This window comes from Streptomyces graminofaciens (assembly GCF_030294945.1).
Taxonomy (GTDB): Bacteria; Actinomycetota; Actinomycetes; order Streptomycetales; family Streptomycetaceae; genus Streptomyces; species Streptomyces graminofaciens.
Map to the genome: position 1 here is coordinate 7,140,488 of NZ_AP018448.1, position 19,959 is coordinate 7,160,446.

21 protein-coding genes and 2 pseudogenes are annotated in these 19,959 nt (G+C 70.2%); 16 read left to right on the forward strand and 7 right to left on the reverse strand.

Annotation, left to right across the window (positions count from 1 at the left end):
- Positions 1 to 32 precede the first annotated feature (32 nt).
- Complete coding sequence (locus SGFS_RS30890) at positions 33 to 740, reverse strand: type III effector protein (RefSeq protein ID WP_286255149.1); 708 nt, start codon at positions 738 to 740, stop codon at positions 33 to 35.
- A 131-nt stretch (positions 741 to 871) separates the two neighbouring features.
- On the opposite strand from SGFS_RS30890, the gene SGFS_RS30895 reads away from it, so the two are divergent.
- The 3 genes from SGFS_RS30895 to SGFS_RS30905 all read left to right on the forward strand — a co-directional run bounded on the left by SGFS_RS30895 (position 872) and on the right by SGFS_RS30905 (position 3,533).
- On the forward strand, positions 872 to 1,306 hold the full coding sequence (locus SGFS_RS30895) for an Hsp20/alpha crystallin family protein (RefSeq protein ID WP_286255151.1): 435 nt from the start codon (positions 872 to 874) through the stop codon (positions 1,304 to 1,306).
- Positions 1,307 to 1,394: 88 nt separating this feature from the next.
- Positions 1,395 to 1,790, forward strand: a complete 396-nt coding sequence (locus SGFS_RS30900; RefSeq protein ID WP_286255154.1) for a DUF2267 domain-containing protein — start codon at positions 1,395 to 1,397, stop codon at positions 1,788 to 1,790.
- A gap of 429 nt (positions 1,791 to 2,219) precedes the next feature.
- Positions 2,220 to 3,533: a chloride channel protein gene (locus tag SGFS_RS30905; protein WP_286255156.1), complete on the forward strand. Its 1,314-nt coding sequence runs from the start codon at positions 2,220 to 2,222 to the stop codon at positions 3,531 to 3,533.
- 155 nt (positions 3,534 to 3,688) lie between these two features.
- On the opposite strand, the gene SGFS_RS30910 is transcribed toward SGFS_RS30905, so the two are convergent.
- Positions 3,689 to 5,200 (reverse strand): RICIN domain-containing protein, encoded by a 1,512-nt coding sequence (locus SGFS_RS30910; protein ID WP_286255157.1) that lies wholly within the window; start codon positions 5,198 to 5,200, stop codon positions 3,689 to 3,691.
- A gap of 665 nt (positions 5,201 to 5,865) precedes the next feature.
- Here SGFS_RS30910 and SGFS_RS30915 point away from each other — a divergent pair.
- Positions 5,866 to 7,845, forward strand: coding sequence for a glycoside hydrolase family 97 protein (locus tag SGFS_RS30915; protein WP_286255159.1), 1,980 nt, complete (start codon positions 5,866 to 5,868; stop codon positions 7,843 to 7,845).
- A gap of 114 nt (positions 7,846 to 7,959) precedes the next feature.
- Here the strand turns inward: SGFS_RS30915 and SGFS_RS30920 are convergent.
- Positions 7,960 to 8,328, reverse strand: a pseudogene (locus tag SGFS_RS30920) (sensor histidine kinase); the annotation flags it as partial.
- Here SGFS_RS30920 and SGFS_RS30925 point away from each other — a divergent pair.
- The 3 genes from SGFS_RS30925 (at position 8,329) to SGFS_RS30935 (ending at position 11,051) form a co-directional block, all read left to right on the forward strand.
- The gene (locus SGFS_RS30925; RefSeq protein WP_286255160.1) at positions 8,329 to 8,868 is read left to right on the forward strand and encodes a HupE/UreJ family protein; all 540 of its coding nucleotides are present in this window, start codon (positions 8,329 to 8,331) and stop codon (positions 8,866 to 8,868) included.
- A gap of 155 nt (positions 8,869 to 9,023) precedes the next feature.
- Positions 9,024 to 9,224 (forward strand): DUF4287 domain-containing protein, encoded by a 201-nt coding sequence (locus tag SGFS_RS30930; RefSeq protein WP_286255161.1) that lies wholly within the window; start codon positions 9,024 to 9,026, stop codon positions 9,222 to 9,224.
- 315 nt (positions 9,225 to 9,539) lie between these two features.
- Positions 9,540 to 11,051: an SDR family oxidoreductase gene (locus tag SGFS_RS30935; protein WP_286260153.1), complete on the forward strand. Its 1,512-nt coding sequence runs from the start codon at positions 9,540 to 9,542 to the stop codon at positions 11,049 to 11,051.
- Between the two features lie 90 nt (positions 11,052 to 11,141).
- Here SGFS_RS30935 and SGFS_RS30940 read toward each other — a convergent pair whose 3' ends face one another.
- Entirely contained in the window at positions 11,142 to 11,945 is an 804-nt protein-coding gene (locus SGFS_RS30940; RefSeq protein ID WP_286255163.1) for an Asp23/Gls24 family envelope stress response protein, read from the reverse strand.
- Positions 11,946 to 12,061: 116 nt separating this feature from the next.
- Between SGFS_RS30940 and SGFS_RS30945 the strand changes: the two genes are divergently transcribed.
- Genes SGFS_RS30945 through amaP form a run of 5 tightly spaced genes read left to right on the forward strand, consistent with a single transcriptional unit; the run spans position 12,062 to position 14,528 of the window.
- On the forward strand, positions 12,062 to 12,493 hold the full coding sequence (locus SGFS_RS30945) for an Asp23/Gls24 family envelope stress response protein (protein WP_286260155.1): 432 nt from the start codon (positions 12,062 to 12,064) through the stop codon (positions 12,491 to 12,493).
- 38 nt (positions 12,494 to 12,531) lie between these two features.
- Entirely contained in the window at positions 12,532 to 12,759 is a 228-nt protein-coding gene (locus tag SGFS_RS30950) for a hypothetical protein (protein WP_286255166.1), read from the forward strand.
- Positions 12,756 to 13,202: an Asp23/Gls24 family envelope stress response protein gene (locus SGFS_RS30955; RefSeq protein WP_286255167.1), complete on the forward strand. Its 447-nt coding sequence runs from the start codon at positions 12,756 to 12,758 to the stop codon at positions 13,200 to 13,202. Before SGFS_RS30950 ends, SGFS_RS30955 begins: the two co-directional genes overlap by 4 nt.
- On the forward strand, positions 13,199 to 13,924 hold the full coding sequence (locus SGFS_RS30960) for a DUF6286 domain-containing protein (RefSeq protein ID WP_286255168.1): 726 nt from the start codon (positions 13,199 to 13,201) through the stop codon (positions 13,922 to 13,924). Before SGFS_RS30955 ends, SGFS_RS30960 begins: the two co-directional genes overlap by 4 nt.
- A gap of 10 nt (positions 13,925 to 13,934) precedes the next feature.
- On the forward strand, positions 13,935 to 14,528 hold the full coding sequence (gene amaP, locus SGFS_RS30965; RefSeq protein ID WP_286255169.1) for an alkaline shock response membrane anchor protein AmaP: 594 nt from the start codon (positions 13,935 to 13,937) through the stop codon (positions 14,526 to 14,528).
- A gap of 133 nt (positions 14,529 to 14,661) precedes the next feature.
- On the opposite strand, the gene SGFS_RS30970 is transcribed toward amaP, so the two are convergent.
- Positions 14,662 to 15,903: a PP2C family protein-serine/threonine phosphatase gene (locus SGFS_RS30970; protein WP_286255171.1), complete on the reverse strand. Its 1,242-nt coding sequence runs from the start codon at positions 15,901 to 15,903 to the stop codon at positions 14,662 to 14,664.
- Between the two features lie 578 nt (positions 15,904 to 16,481).
- Here SGFS_RS30970 and SGFS_RS30975 point away from each other — a divergent pair.
- Positions 16,482 to 17,090, forward strand: coding sequence for a DUF5994 family protein (locus SGFS_RS30975; RefSeq protein ID WP_286255173.1), 609 nt, complete (start codon positions 16,482 to 16,484; stop codon positions 17,088 to 17,090).
- Between the two features lie 16 nt (positions 17,091 to 17,106).
- Here SGFS_RS30975 and SGFS_RS30980 read toward each other — a convergent pair.
- Both SGFS_RS30980 and SGFS_RS30985 read right to left on the reverse strand, forming a co-directional pair.
- Positions 17,107 to 17,391, reverse strand: a pseudogene (locus SGFS_RS30980) (winged helix-turn-helix transcriptional regulator); the annotation flags it as partial.
- A 66-nt stretch (positions 17,392 to 17,457) separates the two neighbouring features.
- Positions 17,458 to 18,300 carry a helix-turn-helix transcriptional regulator gene (locus tag SGFS_RS30985; protein ID WP_286255175.1) on the reverse strand — a complete coding sequence of 281 codons (843 nt, stop codon included), beginning with the start codon at positions 18,298 to 18,300 and terminating at the stop codon, positions 17,458 to 17,460.
- Positions 18,301 to 18,454: 154 nt separating this feature from the next.
- Between SGFS_RS30985 and SGFS_RS30990 the strand changes: the two genes are divergently transcribed.
- The 3 genes from SGFS_RS30990 to SGFS_RS31000 all read left to right on the forward strand — a co-directional run bounded on the left by SGFS_RS30990 (position 18,455) and on the right by SGFS_RS31000 (position 19,944).
- Entirely contained in the window at positions 18,455 to 19,207 is a 753-nt protein-coding gene (locus SGFS_RS30990) for an SDR family oxidoreductase (protein ID WP_286255176.1), read from the forward strand.
- A gap of 363 nt (positions 19,208 to 19,570) precedes the next feature.
- Positions 19,571 to 19,723 carry a hypothetical protein gene (locus SGFS_RS30995; RefSeq protein ID WP_286255178.1) on the forward strand — a complete coding sequence of 51 codons (153 nt, stop codon included), beginning with the start codon at positions 19,571 to 19,573 and terminating at the stop codon, positions 19,721 to 19,723.
- Positions 19,720 to 19,944 (forward strand): nuclear transport factor 2 family protein, encoded by a 225-nt coding sequence (locus tag SGFS_RS31000; RefSeq protein ID WP_286255179.1) that lies wholly within the window; start codon positions 19,720 to 19,722, stop codon positions 19,942 to 19,944. The genes SGFS_RS30995 and SGFS_RS31000 overlap by 4 nt, the downstream gene beginning before the upstream one ends.
- Positions 19,945 to 19,959 lie beyond the last annotated feature (15 nt).

The window sequence follows — 19,959 nt, forward strand, 5'->3', positions numbered from 1 at the left end:
TAGATCGAACGGCCCTGCTGCCGCCGCCATGTTCAAGGTGCCGGCGGCTTCCGAGGCCCTCGGCGCTGGTCGCCGCTGTGTCGGCGGAGTCGGTCGGTGTGGCGGGCGATGTCTTCCACGCGCGCCGCGAGCTCGGGGTGGTCGGACGCCAGGTACGTGTGCGCGTCGGTCAGGGGACCTACGAGGGTGGCCGCGTCGTTGTCGGCGAGGGCGGTGGTGAGTTCGACGAGTGGGGTGCGAGCGGCGGCGGGGAGGTCGGCGAGCGCGGTGATCTGGCCGGCGAGCTGGCGCAGGTCCGCGGCGTTGGCGCGGGCCCAGGCGGTGACGGTGCGGTCGGCGGCGCGGCGGTCCCGGGTGGCTTGTACCCGCTGTTCGCCCGTGGAGCCCGGGTTTCCGGGACGTACGCGCAGGTAGCGGCGTTCAGCGGCCTGGCGGCTGGAGACGCCGAGGGGGCGGGCGAGGTCGGCCCAGCTGGCGCCGGCCTCCCGGGCTTCCTCGATCAGGTCCGGTTCCCATGCGGCGAGCTGATCGCGCACTTCGCGAAGCAGCAGGAGGGCGGCGAGTGCCTGCTGCGAGCCGGCCTGCGCGGGTTCGGGCCGGGCGGGTTCGGGCTGCTGCCCGTCCCGCGGTGTCCGGGCGGTGCGCAGGGCTTCGTGGATGGTGTCCAGCGCCGCGGCGGCCAGGAACGACGTGGGGGTGAGACCGCGGGGGCGGGGGGCGGGCTGATCGGCGGTGGTCATGGAGCCTCCGGCGCTGTCATCGTCTCGATGACGCTCTACTTGTCATCACTTGGATGACATGTTACAACGAAGGCAAGGTGAACCGCATTGGCAGGAACGTGCCTGACCCGGACAACTGGAGGTGTTTGACCATGTTGATGCGCACCGACCCGTTCCGTGAGCTCGATAGACTCACCCAGCAGCTCCTGAACACGACCGGCACCTGGTCACGGCCGTCGGCGATGCCGATGGACGCCTACCGTGAGGGCGAGGAGTACGTGATCGCCCTCGACCTGCCCGGCGTCTCCACGGACGCGATCGACATCGACGTCGAACGGAACATGCTGACGGTCAAGGCCGAGCGGCGGCCCGTCACCAAGGCGGACGACGTGCAGATGGAGCTCTCCGAGCGGCCTCTGGGCGTCTTCTCCCGCCAGGTCGTGCTGGCCGACACCCTGGACACCGAGCGCATCAAGGCGGACTACGACGCGGGTGTGCTGACCCTGCGGATCCCGATCGCCGAGCGCGCCAAGCCCCGCAAGGTCGCCATCGGTGGCGGCTCCGCGCACAGGGAGATCAGCGGCTGAGTCCCCCGGCCGCGCCGGAGACGGGGGACGGCCGCCCCTCGCGGCCGCCCCGTCCTCCGCTCGTCGCCCCTGACACAAGGGAGTAGCGATGACAATGCGATGGGAGGCGTTCCTGGACCAGGTCAAGGAACGCGGAGAGTACGAGAGCACAGAGGAAGCCGAGCGGGCGGCCCGCACGGTGCTGCCGCTCCTGGGCGCGCACCTGGTGGGCGAGGTACGGGCGGAGCTGGCAGCCCGGCTGCCGGAGGAGATGGCACTCGTCCTGCTCAATCCGCTCCAGGCACGCGAGCCGCTCTCCCCCGAGCGGTTCGTACGGGCCACCGCGGCATGGATCGAGGGAGCAACTGAACAGACCGCGGCCTGGGACGTGGGCGCCGTGCTCAGCGTGGCCGCGGACGCCGCGGGCGAAGAGCTCACCCGGCGCATCCTGCTCCAGCTCCCGGCGGGCTACGACCTGCTGTTCGGCCACCCCCAGCCCGTATAGCCCAGGAGCAGCGACCACCCGTCCTCCGACCGAGCGAGACCGGAAGCGGAGGCCGGTGGCCCCGGCCTCCGCTGCGCACGGGCCGAGGAGGCCGCGCGCGCCGTGCCGCGCCGCCTTGGGCAACCGACCGCCTGCACGGACAACGCCCGCCGGGCCGTGAGCGACTCCCGAACTCATCGATGGGGGACGGTGTCTCCGGGGGCGAAGAGGGGATCGCGGAAGAGCCCGGTCCGCCGGTTCCGGCGAACCACCGGTGGCCGAGGCTGACGTATCGGAGTCACCCGCGTGGGCGGCGTTGACGTGCCCGGGCGGGAACGGCGTGTCAGGCTCGAAGCCGTGCCGCTCGTATCAGGTGGCGGCAGTTCCGGGTTCGCTGAAAGCAGCCGGTGAGACCCCGACGGGGTCCGCATTCGCGAGGAGGCAATGCGCATGCCGGTTGCCACGACCGGGGCCGAGGCCCCGTCGCCGACCCCGGACCCGATGACGCTTCTTCGGAGCCGCGCGTACCTGGTGCTTCTGCTGATGGCCGCGCTGATCGGCGTACCGGTGTCCGCGGCGGCGTTCGGCTTCCTCGCGCTGGTCGGGGAAGTGCAGCCGTTGATCTACACGGATCTGCCCGAGTCGCTGGGGTTCGACGGAACGCCACCTTGGTGGCCGCTGCCGCTGCTCGCCGTAGGGGGGCTGCTTGTGGCACTGACGATCCAGTACCTGCCGGGACACGGCGGCCATGAACCGACAGCCGGGTTCAAGCCCGCGGCCGCGCCCACACCCATCGAGCTGCCCGGCGTCTTCGTCGCCGCCCTCGCGACGCTCTGCTTCGCCGCCGTCCTCGGACCCGAGGCACCTCTCCTGGCACTCGGCGGCGGGCTCGCCGCCGGCGCCGTGCGGATGGTCAAGCGCGACCCCCCGAAGCAGATGATCGCGGTGCTGGGCGCGGCGGGCAGCTTCGCCGCCGTCAGCTCACTGCTGGGATCCCCTCTGCTGGGAGCGTTCCTCCTGATGGAGGCCTCGGGGCTGGGCGGGCCGATGATGGCGCTGGTGTTGGTGCCCGGCCTGTTGGCCGCGGGCATCGGCGCGCTCATCTTCGTCGGGCTGGGATCCTGGACCGGGCTGGGCACCTACTCGCTGGCACTGCGCGACGTACCCGAGGCCACACGCCCGACAGCGGCGGAATTCGGTTGGGCTCTGGTCATCGGAGTGTCGGCCGCACTCGTGGGTGCGGGAATCCGATGGCTCGCCGTCCGGCTCAAGACGCTCGTCGAGAGACGACGGGTGCCGACCACGGTGGTCATGGGCCTGGTCGTGGCGGGGCTGGCGATCGGCTACGCGGAGGGCACCGGCAAAGCGGCGACCGACGTGCTGTACTCGGGGCAGACGGCGATGGATCCGCTCCTCACGCACAGCGCCGCGTACTCGGTGGGGGCGTTGTCGCTGCTGGTGTTGTGCAAGGGCCTGGCCTACTGCACATCGCTCAGCGCTTTCAGGGGCGGCCCGATCTTTCCCGCGATGTTCGTGGGAGCGGCGGGCGGCATCCTGTTCTCCCACCTGCCGGGGCTGAGCCTGGTCGCGGGGTTCGCGATGGGAATCGGAGCGATGAGCGCCGCGATGCTGGGACTTCCGCTGGTCTCCGTCCTGCTGGCCACACTGCTGATCGGGGCACAGGGGCTCACCGTCATGCCGCTGGTGATCGTCGCGGTCGTGGTCTCGTACGTCTCGACAGCGAGGCTCACCGCTCCTCCATAGCCGCCGCCGGTCCATGAGCTAGGGCCTGTCGTCAAATTCCCGCCTGCCTCGCGACGCGCCCTAGGCCGGGGCGGCGGGAAACGGCCGGGCGCATGGCGCCGGCCCGCTGCCATGGTCGGTGGCAGCGGGCCGGCACTCACCTCGGCGCGAGGGTATTAGCCGACGGTCCACTTCTGGCTCGTCGCGCCCGTGCCCGTCAACTGGACGACCGCCGCTCCGGTGGTCGTCGCGTTGTTCAGCACCCCGAGGTTCAGCCCGCTGTGCACGGCCACCAGCATGTAGACGCTGCCCGTGTAACTGCCGACCAGGTCGAAGAAGAACTGCTGGTTGGTGCCGCCGTTGCAGGTCCACTGGATGAGCTGGCGGTTCTCGGCGGTCGACTTGCTGGGGACGTCCAGGCACAGCCCGCTGTTGACGTTCTTCAGCGTGTAGATGTTGTCCGCGACCTTGGTGACGGTCCACTGCTGGTCCGTCCCGCTCGTGCCGGTCGCCTGGATGACATTGGCGTTGGTGGCGGTGGAGGCGCCGGTGACATCGAGCCGCATGGAGCTGCCCGAGTTCGTCAGGGTGTGGACTCCCGCACTCGGCACGCCGCTGTTCGGTGTCCAGGTGCCCGCCTGGACGTCCAGCGACCAGGTCGGGTACTGGCCGAGGTTCACCGTCGTGCCCCTGATGGTCAGCGGCAGCCAGATGAGCTGGGACGCGCCGAGGTCGGAGGCGTTCCAGCGGTCACCGGCGTAGATGTACGTCGTACCGGCGGTGCCGGCCACCGTGATGATGTTGGCGGTCTGGCTGCCGTACGTCTTGGTGCCCGGGGCGGCGAAGTTCCTCATCGCGGACCAGGTGCCGCTGACGGAGGTGGCGGTGGAGTAGACGTTGTCGTTCAGGCTCCAGCCGGTCAGGTGCGAGGCCAGCAGGTAGTAGATCCCGTTGGCCTTGATCATCGCGGGTGACTCGAAGCTGTTGGCGCCGCCGCCGCTGCCCAGGATGGCGACCGTGCTCACCGGGGTGAGGTAGTCACTGGAGAGCAGGTCGATGCGCAGGCCGTTGTTGCGGTCCTCCGACAGCAGGTAGGCGGTGCCGTCGGTGTCCTGGAACAGGCCGATGTCACGGCTCAGTTGGCCCAGCGGGCGGGAGCTGCCCCGATAGTCGTAGGCGCCGCAGGGCGTGCTGCTGGTGGCGACACCGACCTTGGCCTCGGAGTAGTTGAGGCTGTCGATGTGCACGTACATCACGTACTTCTGGGTGGTGGCGTTGTAGATCACCTTCGGCCGCTCGACCACCCGGGACGGGCCGAGGTCACCGCTGCTCTGCAGGGACAGCGCGTCGCCCCGGTACGTCCAGTTCGCCAGGTCGGTCGAGCTGTAGCAGGCGATGGCCTGGAAGGACGTGTTGGACGAGTTCACACCCGTCTTGTTCTCGCCGAAGCCGTACCAGGTGTCACCGACCTTGATGATGCCCATGCCGTGGAGCTGCAGGGTGTTGCCGCTGGTGTCGGTCCGTGCCGCGCCGGTCGTGAAGGTCACGGTGGTGGCGGCCTGGGCTGCCGAGGCGGGTATCAGGAGCGCGGCGACCACCGCCAGCAGGGTCAGGAGCAGGACGCCGGCTGTGCGCCGTGGTCCGCGTCCGCGGCTGCGGCTCTGATCGGAAGACGTTCCTTGGGACATGCTTCTTCACCTCTTCGTCGAGGTCCCGGGCCCGGGTCTTTCGGAGGCGGGCACGGGGGTGCCGCTTGCGCGTCCGAAGCGCGGAGGGAGGGGGCGGCCGGGTACGGGGGAGCGTGCGTGGTGCGGCGGGGGCCTGGGACGGGGGAGCGTGCGTGGTGCGGCTGGGGCCTGGGACGGCGGGGCCGGGTCCGGGACCGGCTGACGGGGGGAGGGGGGACGTATATATCCGCCGTATGGCGGGTTAATGACAACTGTCGCCAGAAGCTCTGTCAAGACATTGGCGTTGGGTTCTGTTTCTTTTTGACTGATCCGGTCGGGCGGACGGGGGCGGCGAGTCAGGCAGTTGACGACCGGTCACATGTCGGCGTCGTGAGCTTCGAGATGGCCGGGACGTTGGCCTCCCTGCGCTCACTCGCCGAACGGATGTCCGTGCTATGTGACGGTTTCTGACGCTCTGAGCCTTCCTTTGAGGTGAAACTTTTACGCGGGCCCGTTGACCAGTCGGAAGATCGACGCGTAGAACAGCCCCTGCGAGTCGGCGACGGTTCGTTACTGGTGGGTTTTGTTTGAGAGCGGTCGTCTTGCATCACCGGGAGGACGGCCAACGCCCGCGCGGTGCCCGGACCTCATCGGCTGCTGCGGCGCCCAGGAGAGGTGTACACACCATGGAAGCTTCCGCATCGGGGAACCTGTCCGACCGTCGGCCCACGACCGAGCGTCCCCCGGGGCTGTCCCGACGAGGGCTCCTCAAAGGGGCGGCGGTCACCACAGGGGGCGTGGTCCTGGGCCTCGGCGACGTGTCCGTGGCCCAGGCCGCGGACTCGTCGATCACGGCGACCTCGCCGAACGGCACGAACAAGATCACGATGTCCCTGGTCGGCGGGGTGCTCCAGTGGTCGGTCAAGCGCGGCGGCACCACCGTCCTCAACCCCTCGGCGCTGGGCCTGGTGCTGAGCGACGGCACCGAACTGGGCACGCGCAACGTGTCGGTGACCAACTATCAGCACTGGACCAAGGACAGCACCTGGACCCCGGTCTTCGGTCGCAACGCGACGATCCGGGACCACTACCAGGAGATGCGCTGGAACCTCCGGGACGGCACCAGCGGCGTCAACTTCTCCGTCCAACTGCGCGCCTACGACACGGGTGTCGCGCTGCGCTGCGTCCTGCTCGACACGGGCAGCGCCACCATCTCCGACGAGCTGACGACCTGGGTCTTCCCCGACAACACGACCATCTACAGCGCCCGGGACGAGAACGCCTACAGCCCGATCGCGCCGGAAGCCATCCCGTACACCGGCACCTCCAGCACCGACAACGGCAACCTCAGCGACCTGCCGCTGCTGGTCACCCTGGACAGCGGCCTGTGCGCCACCGTCTGCGAATCCTCCCGGGTGAACTACCCGCGGTCGATGGTCAGCTCCGTCACCGGCGCCGACAACACGCTCAAGACGTACCTGATGAAGAAGTCCGCCCGTTCCTCGGGGACCACCCAGAACACCACGACCGTCACCACGCCGTTCGCCACACCGTGGCGTGTCCTGGTGCTCGGCGACGAGGCCGGCGACCTGATCGACAACGCCGAGCTCGTACTCAACCTCGCCCCGGCCTGCGCCCTGCCGGACACCTCCTGGATCAAGCCGGGCAAGGTGTTCCGCTGCGAGCTGACCACCGCCGCCGGCACCCAGGGCGTGGACTTCGCCGTCGCCCGCAGCCTGGACTACATCGAGTACGACGCCGGCTGGTACGGCCCGGAGTTCACCACCACCGACGCCACCGCCGCGATAAGCGCCATCGACCTGCCCGCCGTGATCGACTACGCCACCGCCAACGGCATCGGGGTCTTCCTCTACGTCAACCGGATCGCCGCGACGGACCCGGACACCCTGTTCGCCCTGTACAAGAGCTGGGGCGTGGCCGGTATCAAGCTCGGTTTCATCAACGACGGCACCCAGGCGATGACCAACCAGATCATCGCCTGGGCCAAGGCCGCCGCCAAGTACAAGCTGCTGATCGACATGCACGACGACGTCCGCTCCTGGGGTTACGAGCGCACCTACCCCAACTGGATCAGCCTGGAGGGCGTCCGCGGCAACGAACAGTTCCCGACCGCGACCAACAACGTCCTGCTGCCCTTCGCCCGCAACGTCGGCGGCCCGATGGACTACACCATCTGCTACGGCCAGTCGCGCGACCAGACCACCAACAACCACCAGATGGCGATGGCCGCCGTCTACTACCAGCCGCTGAACTTCCTCTACTGGTACTCCAAGCCCTCCGCCTACGCCACCGCCGCCAACTGGCCGGGCCTCGCCTGGTTCGACGCCATCCCCACCACCTGGGACGAGAGCACCACGCCCGTGGCCTCCCTCGGCCAGTACGTCGCGGTGGCCCGCCGCAGCGGCAGCACGTGGTTCCTCGGAGTGATGAACAACGAGAACGCGCGCACCGTGTCGGTTCCGCTGGCCTTCCTCGACAGCGGCACGTCCTACACGGCCACCGTGTACGCCGACGGAACGGCGGGCAGTTCCCCCTACGCGACCCCCACCGTCGTCAGCACCAGGACGGTCACCTCCGCCACCACTCTCAGCGTGACCATGACCAGCGCGGGCGGACAGGCGGTGATCCTCACACCGGTGAGCTGACTCCGGGGGACGCGGGACGCGTGGCGCACCGCGTACGGAGCCGACGCCCACGCCCACGCCCACGCCGAGCAGGGCATGGTCGGCACCTGCGTGGCGGCGAGCGACGCGGTGCGGTCAGTCCGTCGCCGTCGCCGTCGCTGTCGCTGTCGCTGTCGCTGTCGCCGTCGCCGTCGCCGTCGTTGTCGCTGTCGCCACGGCCGTCGTCCGTGGGCCGGGACGGGGCAGAAGGCGTGACGGGCTCACGGTGAAGCCCACCGTGGCGCCTCCGCCGGGCCGCGTACCCGCCGATACGGCACCGCCGTGGGCCTCCGCGACGTCGTGGACGATGGCGAGCCCGAGCCCGGACCCGGGCAGACCGCGAGCGCTGTCGGCCCGGTAGAACCGGTCGAACACACGGCTGATGTCGTCGGCGGTGATGCCGGGGCCCCGGTCGAGGACGGTGATCGCTCCCCGACGGATGCGTACCTCGATGGGCTCGTCGCCGTGGGCCACTCGCTCACCCTGGCCCTGGCGGCCTCGGGAGTGGTCCACGTCCCGTCACGGCCGGTCGAGACGCTCATCGCGTTCTCGATCGCGGTGTCGGCGGTCCATGCGATACGGCCGCTGGTGGCACGCGGCGAGGTGCTGATCGCCGCCGGTTTCGGCCTGGTCCACGGCCTCGCCTTCGCCTCGCTCATCGGTGACCTCGGCCTCGACCGGGGGTCGCTCGTGACCACGCTGCTGGGTTTCAACCTGGGCATCGAACTGACGCAGTTGCTCGTCGTCGCCCTGATGATGCCGTCGCTGCTGGTCCTGGCCCACACTCCCCACTACCCCGCGTTCCGCCTAGGGGTGGCAGTCGTCGGCCTCGTCTTCTCGGTCTCCTGGATGCTGGAGCGCGCGACACTGACCTCCGGCGACCCGTTCGAGGGCACACAGACATGGCTGGTCGGACACCCCCTGCTCGTCGCCGGGACGGTGGCGACACTCGCCGTCGCCGCCCGCCTCAGATGCCGGGTGCCCTGGACGGCGGCCGGAAAGTGAGCGATCACCTCCATCGGCCGATTACTTCTTCGCCCCCCGCCGGTCATCACCGGCAACACGCGCAGGGCCACCTCGCAGGCTCTGAGCGGCGGCGGCGACCGCTGAACCGCGACGCGAAGTCGCTTGACGGACTGACGGAAAGGACCGCGACTGACATGACCGCACCTGTGAAGGGCCCCGCCAGTTACTTCCCCTCGATCGAGAAGAAGTACGGCCGTCCGATAGCGGAGTGGAAGGAGCTGATCCGCGCCTCGCCCCTGACCAAGCACATGGAACTCGTTGCCTGGCTCAAGAGCGAGCACGGCCTGGGGCACGGCCACGCCAATGCGCTCGTGGCGCACACGCTTGCCGAGTAGGCCGGAGAGTGAACCGCCTGGCGCGCACTTCAGGGGCACATGGGCGGTCAGGTCGAACAGCGGGGAGAGGCGCTCGGTGTCGGGACGGCGCTGATGCCCATCCGCGGTGTGCCGCTTCCCCGCTGTCGGCCTCCGGCCGGTGTCCGTGCGGTTGCGGTGCTCGTGGTCGGCGCTGAGCATGGGCTCGGGGGAACAGCGACCGAGCCCCTCGGAGGGCACGTCCCCGGAAGACATGAGAGCCATGACCTTTCTCGCGGCCCGCTTCGCCGGCCGTCGCCGGACAAGACGCGCTCGGCCGGCGTGCGCGCGATCGGCATGACCGACGACGACCGGCCGCCGCGCTGTCTGGTCACCGGCGCCACCGGTTACCTGGGCGGCAGGCTGGTGCCGGAGTTGCTGGCCGCCGGGTACTCGGTGCGCTGCCTGGCCCGCTCGCCCGGCAAGCTGCGGGACCACCCGTGGGCCGGGCAGGCGGAGGTGGTGCGCGGGGACGTGACGGACGAGGAGTCCGTGCGCGCGGCCATGGAGGGAATGGACATCGCGTACTACCTCGTGCACGCCCTGGGCACCGGGCGGGGCTTCGAGGAGAGCGACCGGCGCGCGGCCAGGATCTTCGGTGAGCAGGCGCGCGCCGCCGGAATCCGGCGGATCGTCTACCTCGGCGGGCTGACCCCCGCGGGCGTACCCGAGCACGCACTCTCACCCCACCTGCGGTCCCGCGCCGAAGTGGGCCGCATCCTCCTGGCCTCGGGCGTGCCGACCGCCGTACTGCGGGCAGCCGTGATCATCGGGTCGGGTTCGGCCTCGTTCGAGATGCTGCGCCATCTGACCGAGCGGCTCCCCGCGATGGTGACCCCGAGCTGGGTGCGCACCCGCATCCAGCCGATCGCCGTCCGCGACGTGCTCCGCCTCCTCGTGGGATGCGCGCGGCTGCCGTACGACGTGAACCGCGCCTTCGACATCGGTGGGCCGGATGTCGTCACGTACGAGGAGATGATGCGGCGGTACGCCGTCGTCGCCGGGCTGCCGAAACGCGTCATCGTCCCTGTTCCGCTGCTCACCCCCCGGTTGTCCAGCCTCTGGGTCGGTCTGGTCACCCCGGTGCCGGGCGCTCTCGCGCGCCCGCTGGTCGAGTCGCTGAAGCACGAGGTGGTCTGCGCCGAGCGGGACATCGTCCGTTACGTGCCGGACCCGCCGGAGGGGCCGCTCACCCTCGACCGCGCGATCCGGCTGGCTCTGCGGCGCGTGCAGGACGCGGACGTGGCCACCAGGTGGTCCTCCGCCTCGACACCCCGTGCCCCCAGCGACCCGCTGCCGACCGACCCCGACTGGGCGGGCGGGAGCCTCTACACGGATCACCGCGAGCAGACGGTCGCGGCGTCGCCGCAGGCGCTGTGGCGGGTGGTGGAGGCGATCGGCGGCGAGAACGGCTGGTACTCCTCGCCGCTGGCCTGGTCCCTGCGGGGTTGGCTGGACACCCTGGTGGGCGGTGTCGGCCTGCGCCGGGGCCGCCGGGACGCCACCCGGCTACGGGTCGGCGACAGCCTGGACTTCTGGCGAGTGGAGGAGATCGAGCCGGGCCGGCTGCTCCGGCTGCGCGCGGAGATGCGGCTGCCGGGCCTGGCCTGGCTGGAGATGGCCGTCGACCGGGACCCACAGGGGCGCACGGTGTACCGGCAGCGGGCCCTGTTCCATCCGCACGGCCTGGCCGGGCACGCCTACTGGTGGGGCGTGGCCCCCTTCCACGCCGCGGTCTTCGGTGGCATGGCCCGCAACATCGCCACCGCGGCCGAATCGGCCGCCCCTGAACCTGCCCGCGCTCGCTGAGGGGCTCAAGGAACACTCTCGGCGGACCATGCCGGTCACCGTGCTGAGCGCCCCTCCGTGATCTGTGCTGAGCGCCCCTCAGTGATCCGCTCAGTGATCAGCAGGGCCCTGGTTGTCCTGTGCGGAGGCCGCGGTTTCCGTGATGAGGACGGCGGCGGTGACCGGGCCCGGGGTGTCCGTGGTTGCTGCGCCGGCCACGGCGTCCCGGACTGCGCGGGCGACTTCCAGCGGACGGTGTCCGGAGGCGACCGCGAGGTGGACCTCGATGTGTCGGCCGGGTGGATCGTCATGGTCCTCCACCTTGACCGGGCGGCTTCCCAGCACGGCGGTGAGGCGCGCGACGCCCGGAACAGCTGTCGCGACGTCCGCCAGTTCCCCGACGGGCCCCGACATGGACATGGATCCTGTTCCGGTCGCCGGGGGCGAGCTTCGCTCGGCCGCGGCTTCCGGCGCGGGCCTCATGGCCTTCGCCGCGGTCCGCGATTTCACGCCTGTCTCCGGGCCCTCATGGAGATCCGTGACGCGCAGGTCGGCTGTCACGGTGGCCAGGTCGAGCCGTTCGGCGGCCGCGCTCAGCAGTACGCTCCTCAACTCGTCGGCGGTCTCCGGCAGCGGCCGCGCGAGGGCTGCTGTGAAGGCGGCCTCGATCCTGAGCGGGCCAGGCGGTAGCGCGCTGGCCGGCGGACGGACGGCCGGCTCGGACACCGGCTTGAGCGGCGCCGACCCGATGCGCAGAGACTCCAGGCGAACACCGGGAATCTCGGCGGCAGCGCGCCCGAGCGCCTGGACGGCCGCTTGCTCGGTGATCCATGTCCCGTCGCCGGGCCCGCCCAGCGGGAGCAGCCGGCCCAGGCCGAGCCGGCGCTGTAGTGCCTGCGTCCACGCCTCGGTCACCGGCCTCTCACCTTCCCTCTTCCATGGCCCGCAATTCGGGCAGAACGTACTAAAACAACTATAATCTGAAGAACTGAGTGCCATGAACGCGTTGAGGGAGGAATGTCCCGATGACGATGACTGAGGACACCGGCGTAAAGCTTGGCGGTGCGCCCGGTTCTCGCGGCCGGACGACCGTCGCCGATGTGGTGGTGGAGAAGATCGCCGGAATGGCGGCACGGGACGTGCTCGGCGTCCATGCACTGGGCAGCGGATTCGCGCGCTCGATGGGATCCGTGCGGGAGCGGATGCCTGGCTCCGACAGCGGCAAATCCGTCAGGCGCGGAGTCAGTGTCGAGGTCGGAGAGCGGCAGGCGGCCATCGATCTGGAGATCGTCGTCGACTACGGCGTCTCGATCACGGACGTGGCCGGTGCGGTGCGGGAGAACGTGATCTCCGCGGTGGAGCGGATGGCGGGTCGGGAAGTCGTGGAAGTCAACATCCTGGTCAGCGACGTGAAGCTGCCCGACGAGGAGGACGAAGGGGAGGAGCGGCAGCGGATCCAGTAGCCGGGGCGGAGCAGCCCGCTTGAGTGAAGGAGCGCGTGATGAGCAGGGCCGTGGTGGGCTTGATGGCCGGAATGGCGCTGGGTTTCGCCGCGTATTTCGGTGACTTCTGGGCTTTCCTGCTGGTGCTGGGGCTGGGCGTCGTCGGTCTCGTGGTCGGGCGGTTCATGGAAGGTGACCTCGAACCGGGCGACTTCGTCCGCCGCCGGGAACGGCAGGAGCGGATCAGCGATGACCGGCGACGGGCTCGGGAGGACTGGCGGCGGTGACCGGTGAAGCCGATCGGAGTCCGGGCATCCCTCGCGAGGAGCGCGGCGCGATCACCGTAGCCGACCGGGTCGTGGCGAAGATCGCTTCCTGGGCGGCGCGCGAGGCGCTGAGCCGGTTCACCGAGTCGGCCGGCCACGTACCGCCCGGCCGCCGGACGCCACACGTGACCACATCCGTGCGGCGGGCACCGGAGCGCACCACCGCGGGACGAGACGCCGAATCTGCCACCGGCCGGCAGGCGGTGCTCGGCGAGGCCCGGATGCGCATCACCGTCGAGCTCGGCTACCCGTCCGACATCGGGGCGCAGTGCGCCGCAGTGCGCCGGGAGGTCACCGAACGCCTCAGGACATGGGCCGGCATGGAGGTGCCCGACCTCGTGGTGTCGGTCGAGAGGCTGCACTCGGCGTATGCGCGCCACACGGACCAGGAGAGGGTGAGATGAGCGCGAACACCTGGCGGCAGCCGACCGGCGACAGCGCCCCTTCCTCCGATTCCGGACCGGCAGCTCCGCCCGCCGACGGCGACCCGGGAGCGGAGACGGGCGCGGGTGCGACGGCGGCGAGCGATGAATCAGGCCAGCCGGCGGCGAGCGATGAATCAGGCCCGCCGGCGCGCCGCTTCTGGTCGGCACGGCGGATTCCCGCGGCCTTGGTGGCCCTGCTGTCCGTGGTGGCCGTAGGGCTGCTCCTGTACGACGTGGTCTCGGTGCGGGCAGGCCGGTCCGCGATGCGCTGGCGGTGGCGGCTCGCCGAGGAACTGGCCACACGGCCACTGGATGACATCTGGATGATCGTCGGGGCCGCGGTGGCGATGGCCCTCGGCCTGTGGCTTTTCCTGCTGGCGGTGACGCCGGGACTGCGCAGGCTGCTGCCCATGCGGCAGCCCACCGGTATCCCCGGGACGGAGGAGGTCCGCGCCGGGCTGGACCGCCGCGCGGCAGCCCTGCTGCTGCGCGACCGGGCCATGCAGGTGGCCGGTGTCCAGTCGGCACGGGTCGCAGTGGGCCGCCGGAAGGTCAAGGCCCGGGCATGGGCACACTTCCGCGATCTCGAGGAGGTGCGCGCGGACCTGGACGCCACGCTGGGGAAAGCCGTGACGTCCCTGCGTCTGGCCCGGCGACCCACGCTGGCCGTGCGTGTCCGGCGCCCGAAGCGGAAGGGCTGAGGTGATCCTGATGCTCAAGGCAGTGAACCGGGTGCTGCTGGGGCTTCTCGGCCTTGGACTGTTCGCCCTGGGTGGTGGCGTACTGCTGGGCGGGCTGGATCTGCAGCGCCGCTGGGATTTCGGCATGCCGGGCTGGTGGCCCTTCCGTGGGCCGGACGATGTGGTGCTGGGCGTCGAGGGACGCACCCGGTGGCGGGAAGAGGGGTGGTGGTGGCCGACCGTCATCGCGGTGCTCGCCGTGCTGCTGGTCCTGCTGCTGTGGTGGCTCCTCGCACAGCGCGGACAGCGCCTGGACCGGGTCCTAGTCAACAGCGAAGACGGCGCGCCGGCCCGGCTCAACGGCCGCACGCTGGAGAACGTCATCGAGGAAGAGGCGCAAGCCCTCGACGGGGTCTCGCACGCTCATGTCCGGCTGACGGGCCGACGTACTGCTCCCACCGCACGCGTGCGGCTGCTGCTGGAGCCTCACGCGGATCCAGCGCGGACTCTGGGACGACTGATCCGGGAAACACTCGCACACGCACGAGACTCGGCCGGCCTGGACCGTCTCCCGTCGAAGGTCCGACTCCGGGAAGCCCGCCACCGCGCCCGACGCACCGCCTAGCCAGGGCCTGTCGTCGGTGCGCCGTGACGCGAGCGGGGGCTGTCGCCCCACCGCCTGCGGTATTGCGACCTCGGGTACGAAACACCAGGTCAGCGCCAGGCTTCAGTCAGGTAGCCGGTGCGTCGTCGCGGGCTCAGTCGAGCGTGGCGAGGTGATCGGCGTCGCCGCCCCGCCACTCGATGAGGAAGATGGTCGCGTCGTCGGTCGTGGTGCCGCCGCGTTCCTGTTTCAGGGCGTGGGAGAGCGCTCGTACCACCGCCCGTACCTCGGTGCGGTCGTGGAGGATCCGGTTGGTCCACTCGATGAGCTGCTCCTCACCGAACTGTTCCCCGCCGACCTGGTGCTCCTCGATCAGGCCGTCGGTGAAGCACAGCAACCGGTCCCCGGGGTGCAGCATCCGCTCGCTGACCACCGGCTCCTCGCCGCCGAAGCCGACCGGCAACGTGGTCGGGCTCTCCAGCCGGTCCACCACTGCGCGGTCACGGATCAGGAACGGAGCCGGGTGGCCGGCGTTGACCCACTGCAGCCGGCCTGTGGTGATGTCCAGGACCATCATCTGTGCGGTGACGAAGTGGTCCAGGCCGAACTGTTCATTGATGGCCCTGTCCATGAACGCGTACACCTGGGACAGATCGGTGTGGGCCCGTCGCGTGTGGCGATAGGCGCCGATGGCCACCGTCGCCATGGTCGCCGCGTCCAGCCCGTGGCCCATCGCGTCGATCATGGCCACGTGGAGGATGTCGCCGTTGAGGGCGTAGTCGAAGCTGTCGCCGGCCACGTCGTAGGCGGGCTCCAGGATTCCGGCCACCTCGACCTGCGGAATGGTCATCGACAGCGGGGGCAGCAACGACCACTGGATCTCCGCTGCCACGCTCATGGGGGCGCTGCGGCGGGCCTGGAAGAACTGGTCGGTGTAGGCGTCCTTGGTGACGATCATGTCCGCGACCAGACCGGCGAGCCTGCGGAGCAACCGCCGGTCGTCGTCATCGACGCTGTCCAGGGTGACGGCCATCGCCCCGATCTGGTCGCTGCCGTCCAGCAGCGGCAGGTACATCCGTACACCGCCGTCCACCGGAACCTCCACCGTTCTGCGGCCCAGGAACGCCTGGCCGGCGGGGGAGTCCTCGACCGGCTCGGGGCCGCCGACCCTCAGCCTCCGGCCCGGCAACGGCACCAGCAGCACCTGTTCGTAGTCCTGCAGGAGGATGGAGACCTCACGTCCCCCGACCCTGGCCACCTCTTCCGCGACGAGTGGGGCGATCAACTCCGGCGGCATCTCGTGGGCCCGGTCCAGCAGCACACCCAGCAGCCGTTCGCCGAACCCCTCCGACCGGTCCACCCCGATCCTGCCCGACTTGTGCCCACCGTCCGTCATGGCTCTCTGCCTCCCCTGTTGGATCCACCCGGCAGGCAACGGCGATCAGCGTGGCACGACGCTGCCGACCTGCACAGGCTCGCACCGCCGACCGGTCCAACGAGCCGATTACGCCATGGGCGGCACGTCGCCCTCAAACGCCGGTCGGCACAAGGGGCTTGGTTCGACGGGGGCATGGGCACGTCGGCCGGTGAGCGGGCCGGGTTCGGGGTGCTGGTCCTGATCGAAGGGCCCGACGGTGGTCGTCGCCGGCTGGTCGGCAGCTACCAGCGCATCGGCGGAACGGATCACGCCCTGCCCCTGGCTCCCGCGTCCGTCGTGCTCCAACGACCCCGGCGTATACACACCGGGGTCGCCCTTCCGGGCCGGTCGCACGTGAGAGTGTGCCGACCCACTTTCATGCTATGCCTGGTGTGCATTTCGGGCATCCGGTGTCATCGCGGCTCTCGTGTCGTGCGCCCCGAGGAGTACGCTGAAGACACCGAGGACATTTCGCGCACCGGCTACCACGCTCGTGTCGTTTTCGGCGATCGAATAGGCCGGGCCGACCGCGGTCGGCCCGGGGCAGGGTTCGCGTCATGACTGCGACCATTTCTCTCTCGCCGACACTCGAAGACCGGCTCTCGTCGTCCTCCCCCGCCTCTTCCTCTCTCCGGCTGTCGCTGGCTCCGGTCGGCGCCGCTCCGGCTCTCCTGGACGGCGCATGGTGGCCCCGTTCTCGCGATCTCGGGGCGGAACTCCCCATCCTGACAGCCGTGTTGGATCCGCTGTGGGGGCGGATCACCAGGGTCACGGTCAATCCCACCCACTGGCCCGTCGTCCCGCGCAAGGTGCCCGTCGGCGGGCATGTCGTGAAGGTGGGCTGGTTCCTGCCCGAGCAGGATCCGCACGAACTGCTGCTGCTCTCGTACCACGTGGGCCGCTGGAACCTCCTGGTGGTCCCGCCGCGGACGGAACCCGTCTCAGCCGCCTGGCTGATGGCCGCCGCGAGCGACCCCCTGGGCACGTCGACCGCGAGCCGGTTGATGGAACAGGCCGCCCGTCTGCGGAGGGCGAAGGAGACCGACCGGGCCGTGGAGGCGGTCTGGGACTCCGAGGGAGGGCCTGGGGCCCGCGATGAGGGAGGGCATGGGGCCCGCGATCCAGGGAGTGGACGAGGTCGAGGAGGCCGGTGCCCAGCGACGTGAGGGCGTATTCCACGCGTGGAGGTACTTCGCCGTGGGCCGTCCTGGTGATCAGGCCGTGCTGCTGGAGCTGTCGCAGAGTGAGGGTGAGCATGCGCTGGGAGATCCCGGGGACGGCGTGTCGGAGCTCGGTGTAGCGCAGAGGCCCGTCGTGCAGCGTGCCGATCACGGGCAGGCTCCACTTGTCGCCGAGGCGGTCGAGGGTCTGCCGGATGAAGTCCGCGCGCTCGACCGGGACCTGGGAGCACCGGCCGGGAAGATGGGTGGCTCTCTCCTGGGATGCTGCCGCTTTCAACGCGCGCATTCCTTCCAGTAGGGCGGCACATGGATGCGCCGCCGGTCGGGGACCGTACCCCCGGCTCGCGACTGCTCAGGGGGTGAGTTGCTGGTGTCCTATGACCGAGAGGAGTTCCAGCTTTCCCTGGCTTTCCGTGCCGGGGCGGGCGGTCATGACCACCAGGGTCTGGGCGCGGTTCTCGGTAAACAGGACCTGGGCGTCGACGTCGATGCGGCCGAGGTCGGGGTGGAGGATCGTCTTGCTGTCGCCGTAGCGCTGGGCGACCTCCTGGAGTTCCCACAGGCCGGCGAACTCGGGGCTGCGTTCCTGGAGTTCGGCGACGATCCGGGCGGCTCTGGGGTCTCCGCTGCCGGCCTTGAGCGCGGCCCGTAGGCGGGCCGCCTGGGCGCGGCCGTGGCGGGGGTGGTCCTCCTCGGGGTACACCAGCCGCTCGGCGGGGTCGGTGAACCAGCGGTAGTAGGCGCTGCGGGCCAGGCCGGTGTGGCGCATCTGGTCGCCGAGCAGGGCGGTGGCGATCGGGTTCATCGCGAGGGTGTCGGCCATGTCGGACAGCACCAGGGCCGGGGTGTCGTCGTTCAGGCGCTCCAGGACCCGCATGAGGGCTGGGCTGACGTGCTCGGAGCGCTGGAAGCGGGCCGGGGCGTTGTGGCCGATGAGTGCGAAGAGGTGGTCGCGTTCGTCCGGGGTCAGTCGCAGCGCCCGGGCGAGGGCGGTGGCGATCTGGATGGACGGCTGCGGGGCGCGCTGCTGCTCCAGGCGGGCGTAGTAGTCGGTGGACATGCCGGCGAGCTGGGCGACCTCCTCGCGGCGCAGCCCCTGGGTGCGCCGGCGCGGGCCCTCGACCAGGCCGACGTCGCGGGGGCGCAGCGTCTCACGCCGCCGACGCAGGAACTCCGCCAGCTCTTTCCTGTCCATGCTCTCCATGGTCGCCGCTTTCCGTTGTCCCAGCCAGGGACCGCCGATCCATGGATAAACCTTCCTCTCCCCGCCTCCGTGCGGGCGCTCCTACGGTCGAGGCTGCGGGCGGGGCGTTCACCGGTCCGCGGCCAGCGAAGGAGAGAAGACCCCCATGAAGATGACCGGCAACACCATCCTGATCACCGGCGGCACCTCGGGCATCGGGCACGGCCTGGCCCTGCGCCTGCACGAAGCCGGCAACAAGGTGATCGTCGCGGGCCGGCGCAAGGAACTCCTCGACGAGATCACCGCCGGGAACCCGGGCATCGACACGCTCGTCCTCGACGTCGCCGACCCCGCGTCGATCGCCCGCGCCGCCGAGACGCTCGCGGCAAGCCACCCCGAGCTGAACGTGCTCGTCAACAACGCGGGCATCATGCTGCCGGAGAACCTCCTCGACCCGGCCTCCCTCCCGGTCGCCGAGGACCACGTCACGGTCAACCTGCTCGGCACGATCCGGATGACGTACGCCTTCCTGCCGCTGCTGGTGGGCAAGGACGACGCGGTCGTCATGAACGTCACCTCCGCGCTGGCGTTCGTACCGCTGCCGATCACCCCGACCTACAACGCGACCAAGGCCGCGCTGCACTCCTTCTCCGAGAGCCTGCGCATCCAGCTCGCCGGTGCTGACGCCGGCGTCCAGGTGATCGAGGTGGTCCCACCGGCTGTGCGCACGACCCTGCTGGGTCAGGAGGACAGCGAGACGGCCATGCCGCTCGACGACTTCCTCTCCGAGACCCTGACCCTCCTGCGCGAGAAGCCCGACGCCAAGGAAAACATCGTCGAGCAAGCCAGGTTCGTGCGCGACGCGGAGGCCAACGGCACGTACGACGACGTCCTGGCCATGCTCAGCAAGATCGGCTGAGTCTGTTCCGGCGGCCTCACCCCGGCCGCTACGGCGACGGCGGACGCCGCCCGTCCGCCCTCCCGACCGCATCGAGCTGGTCCGGTGGGGAGGCGCCCTGTAGTCAGCCCCAGTCTTCGCCAGTCAGCCCCAGTCTTCCAGTCCTCGCCAGGCCTCCCGCCGCGACCGCCGCCACCTGGGGTGACGCGCATCGTGCGACTCAGTCTTGTTCCCATCCCGGGAGATGATCATGAAGTCCCTTCTTTCTCGCCGCTCCGCCGTCGCCGCCGCTCTCGGCGCGTCTGCCGCGGCCACACTCACCGTCGCGGGCACCGCCTCGGCCCAACCGGATCCGGTCGCGGCGATCACGGGGCGGAGAGCCGGGTGCGGCACAACAAGCGCGTCGCGGTCGCCTTCATGGACCTGGCCTTCAACAAGAAGAACCCCCAGGCAGCCGTGGACCGTTACGTGGGCGCGAGTACATCCAGCACAACCCGCAGGCCGCGGACGGCACGGAGCCGTTCGTCGCGTACGTGACGTGGCGGACCGCCGAGTACCCGGAGCTGAAGTTCGACTTCAAGCGGGTGATCGGCGAGAACGACCTCGTGGTGCTCCACTACCGCCGGACCCTCTCGGCGACTGACCGTGGCACCGCTGTGATGGACATCTTCCGGTTCGAGAACGGCAAGATCGTCGAGCACTGGGACGTCATCCAGGATGTCCCGGAGACGTCGGCGAACGACAACACCATGTTCTGAGCCGAGACGACAGCA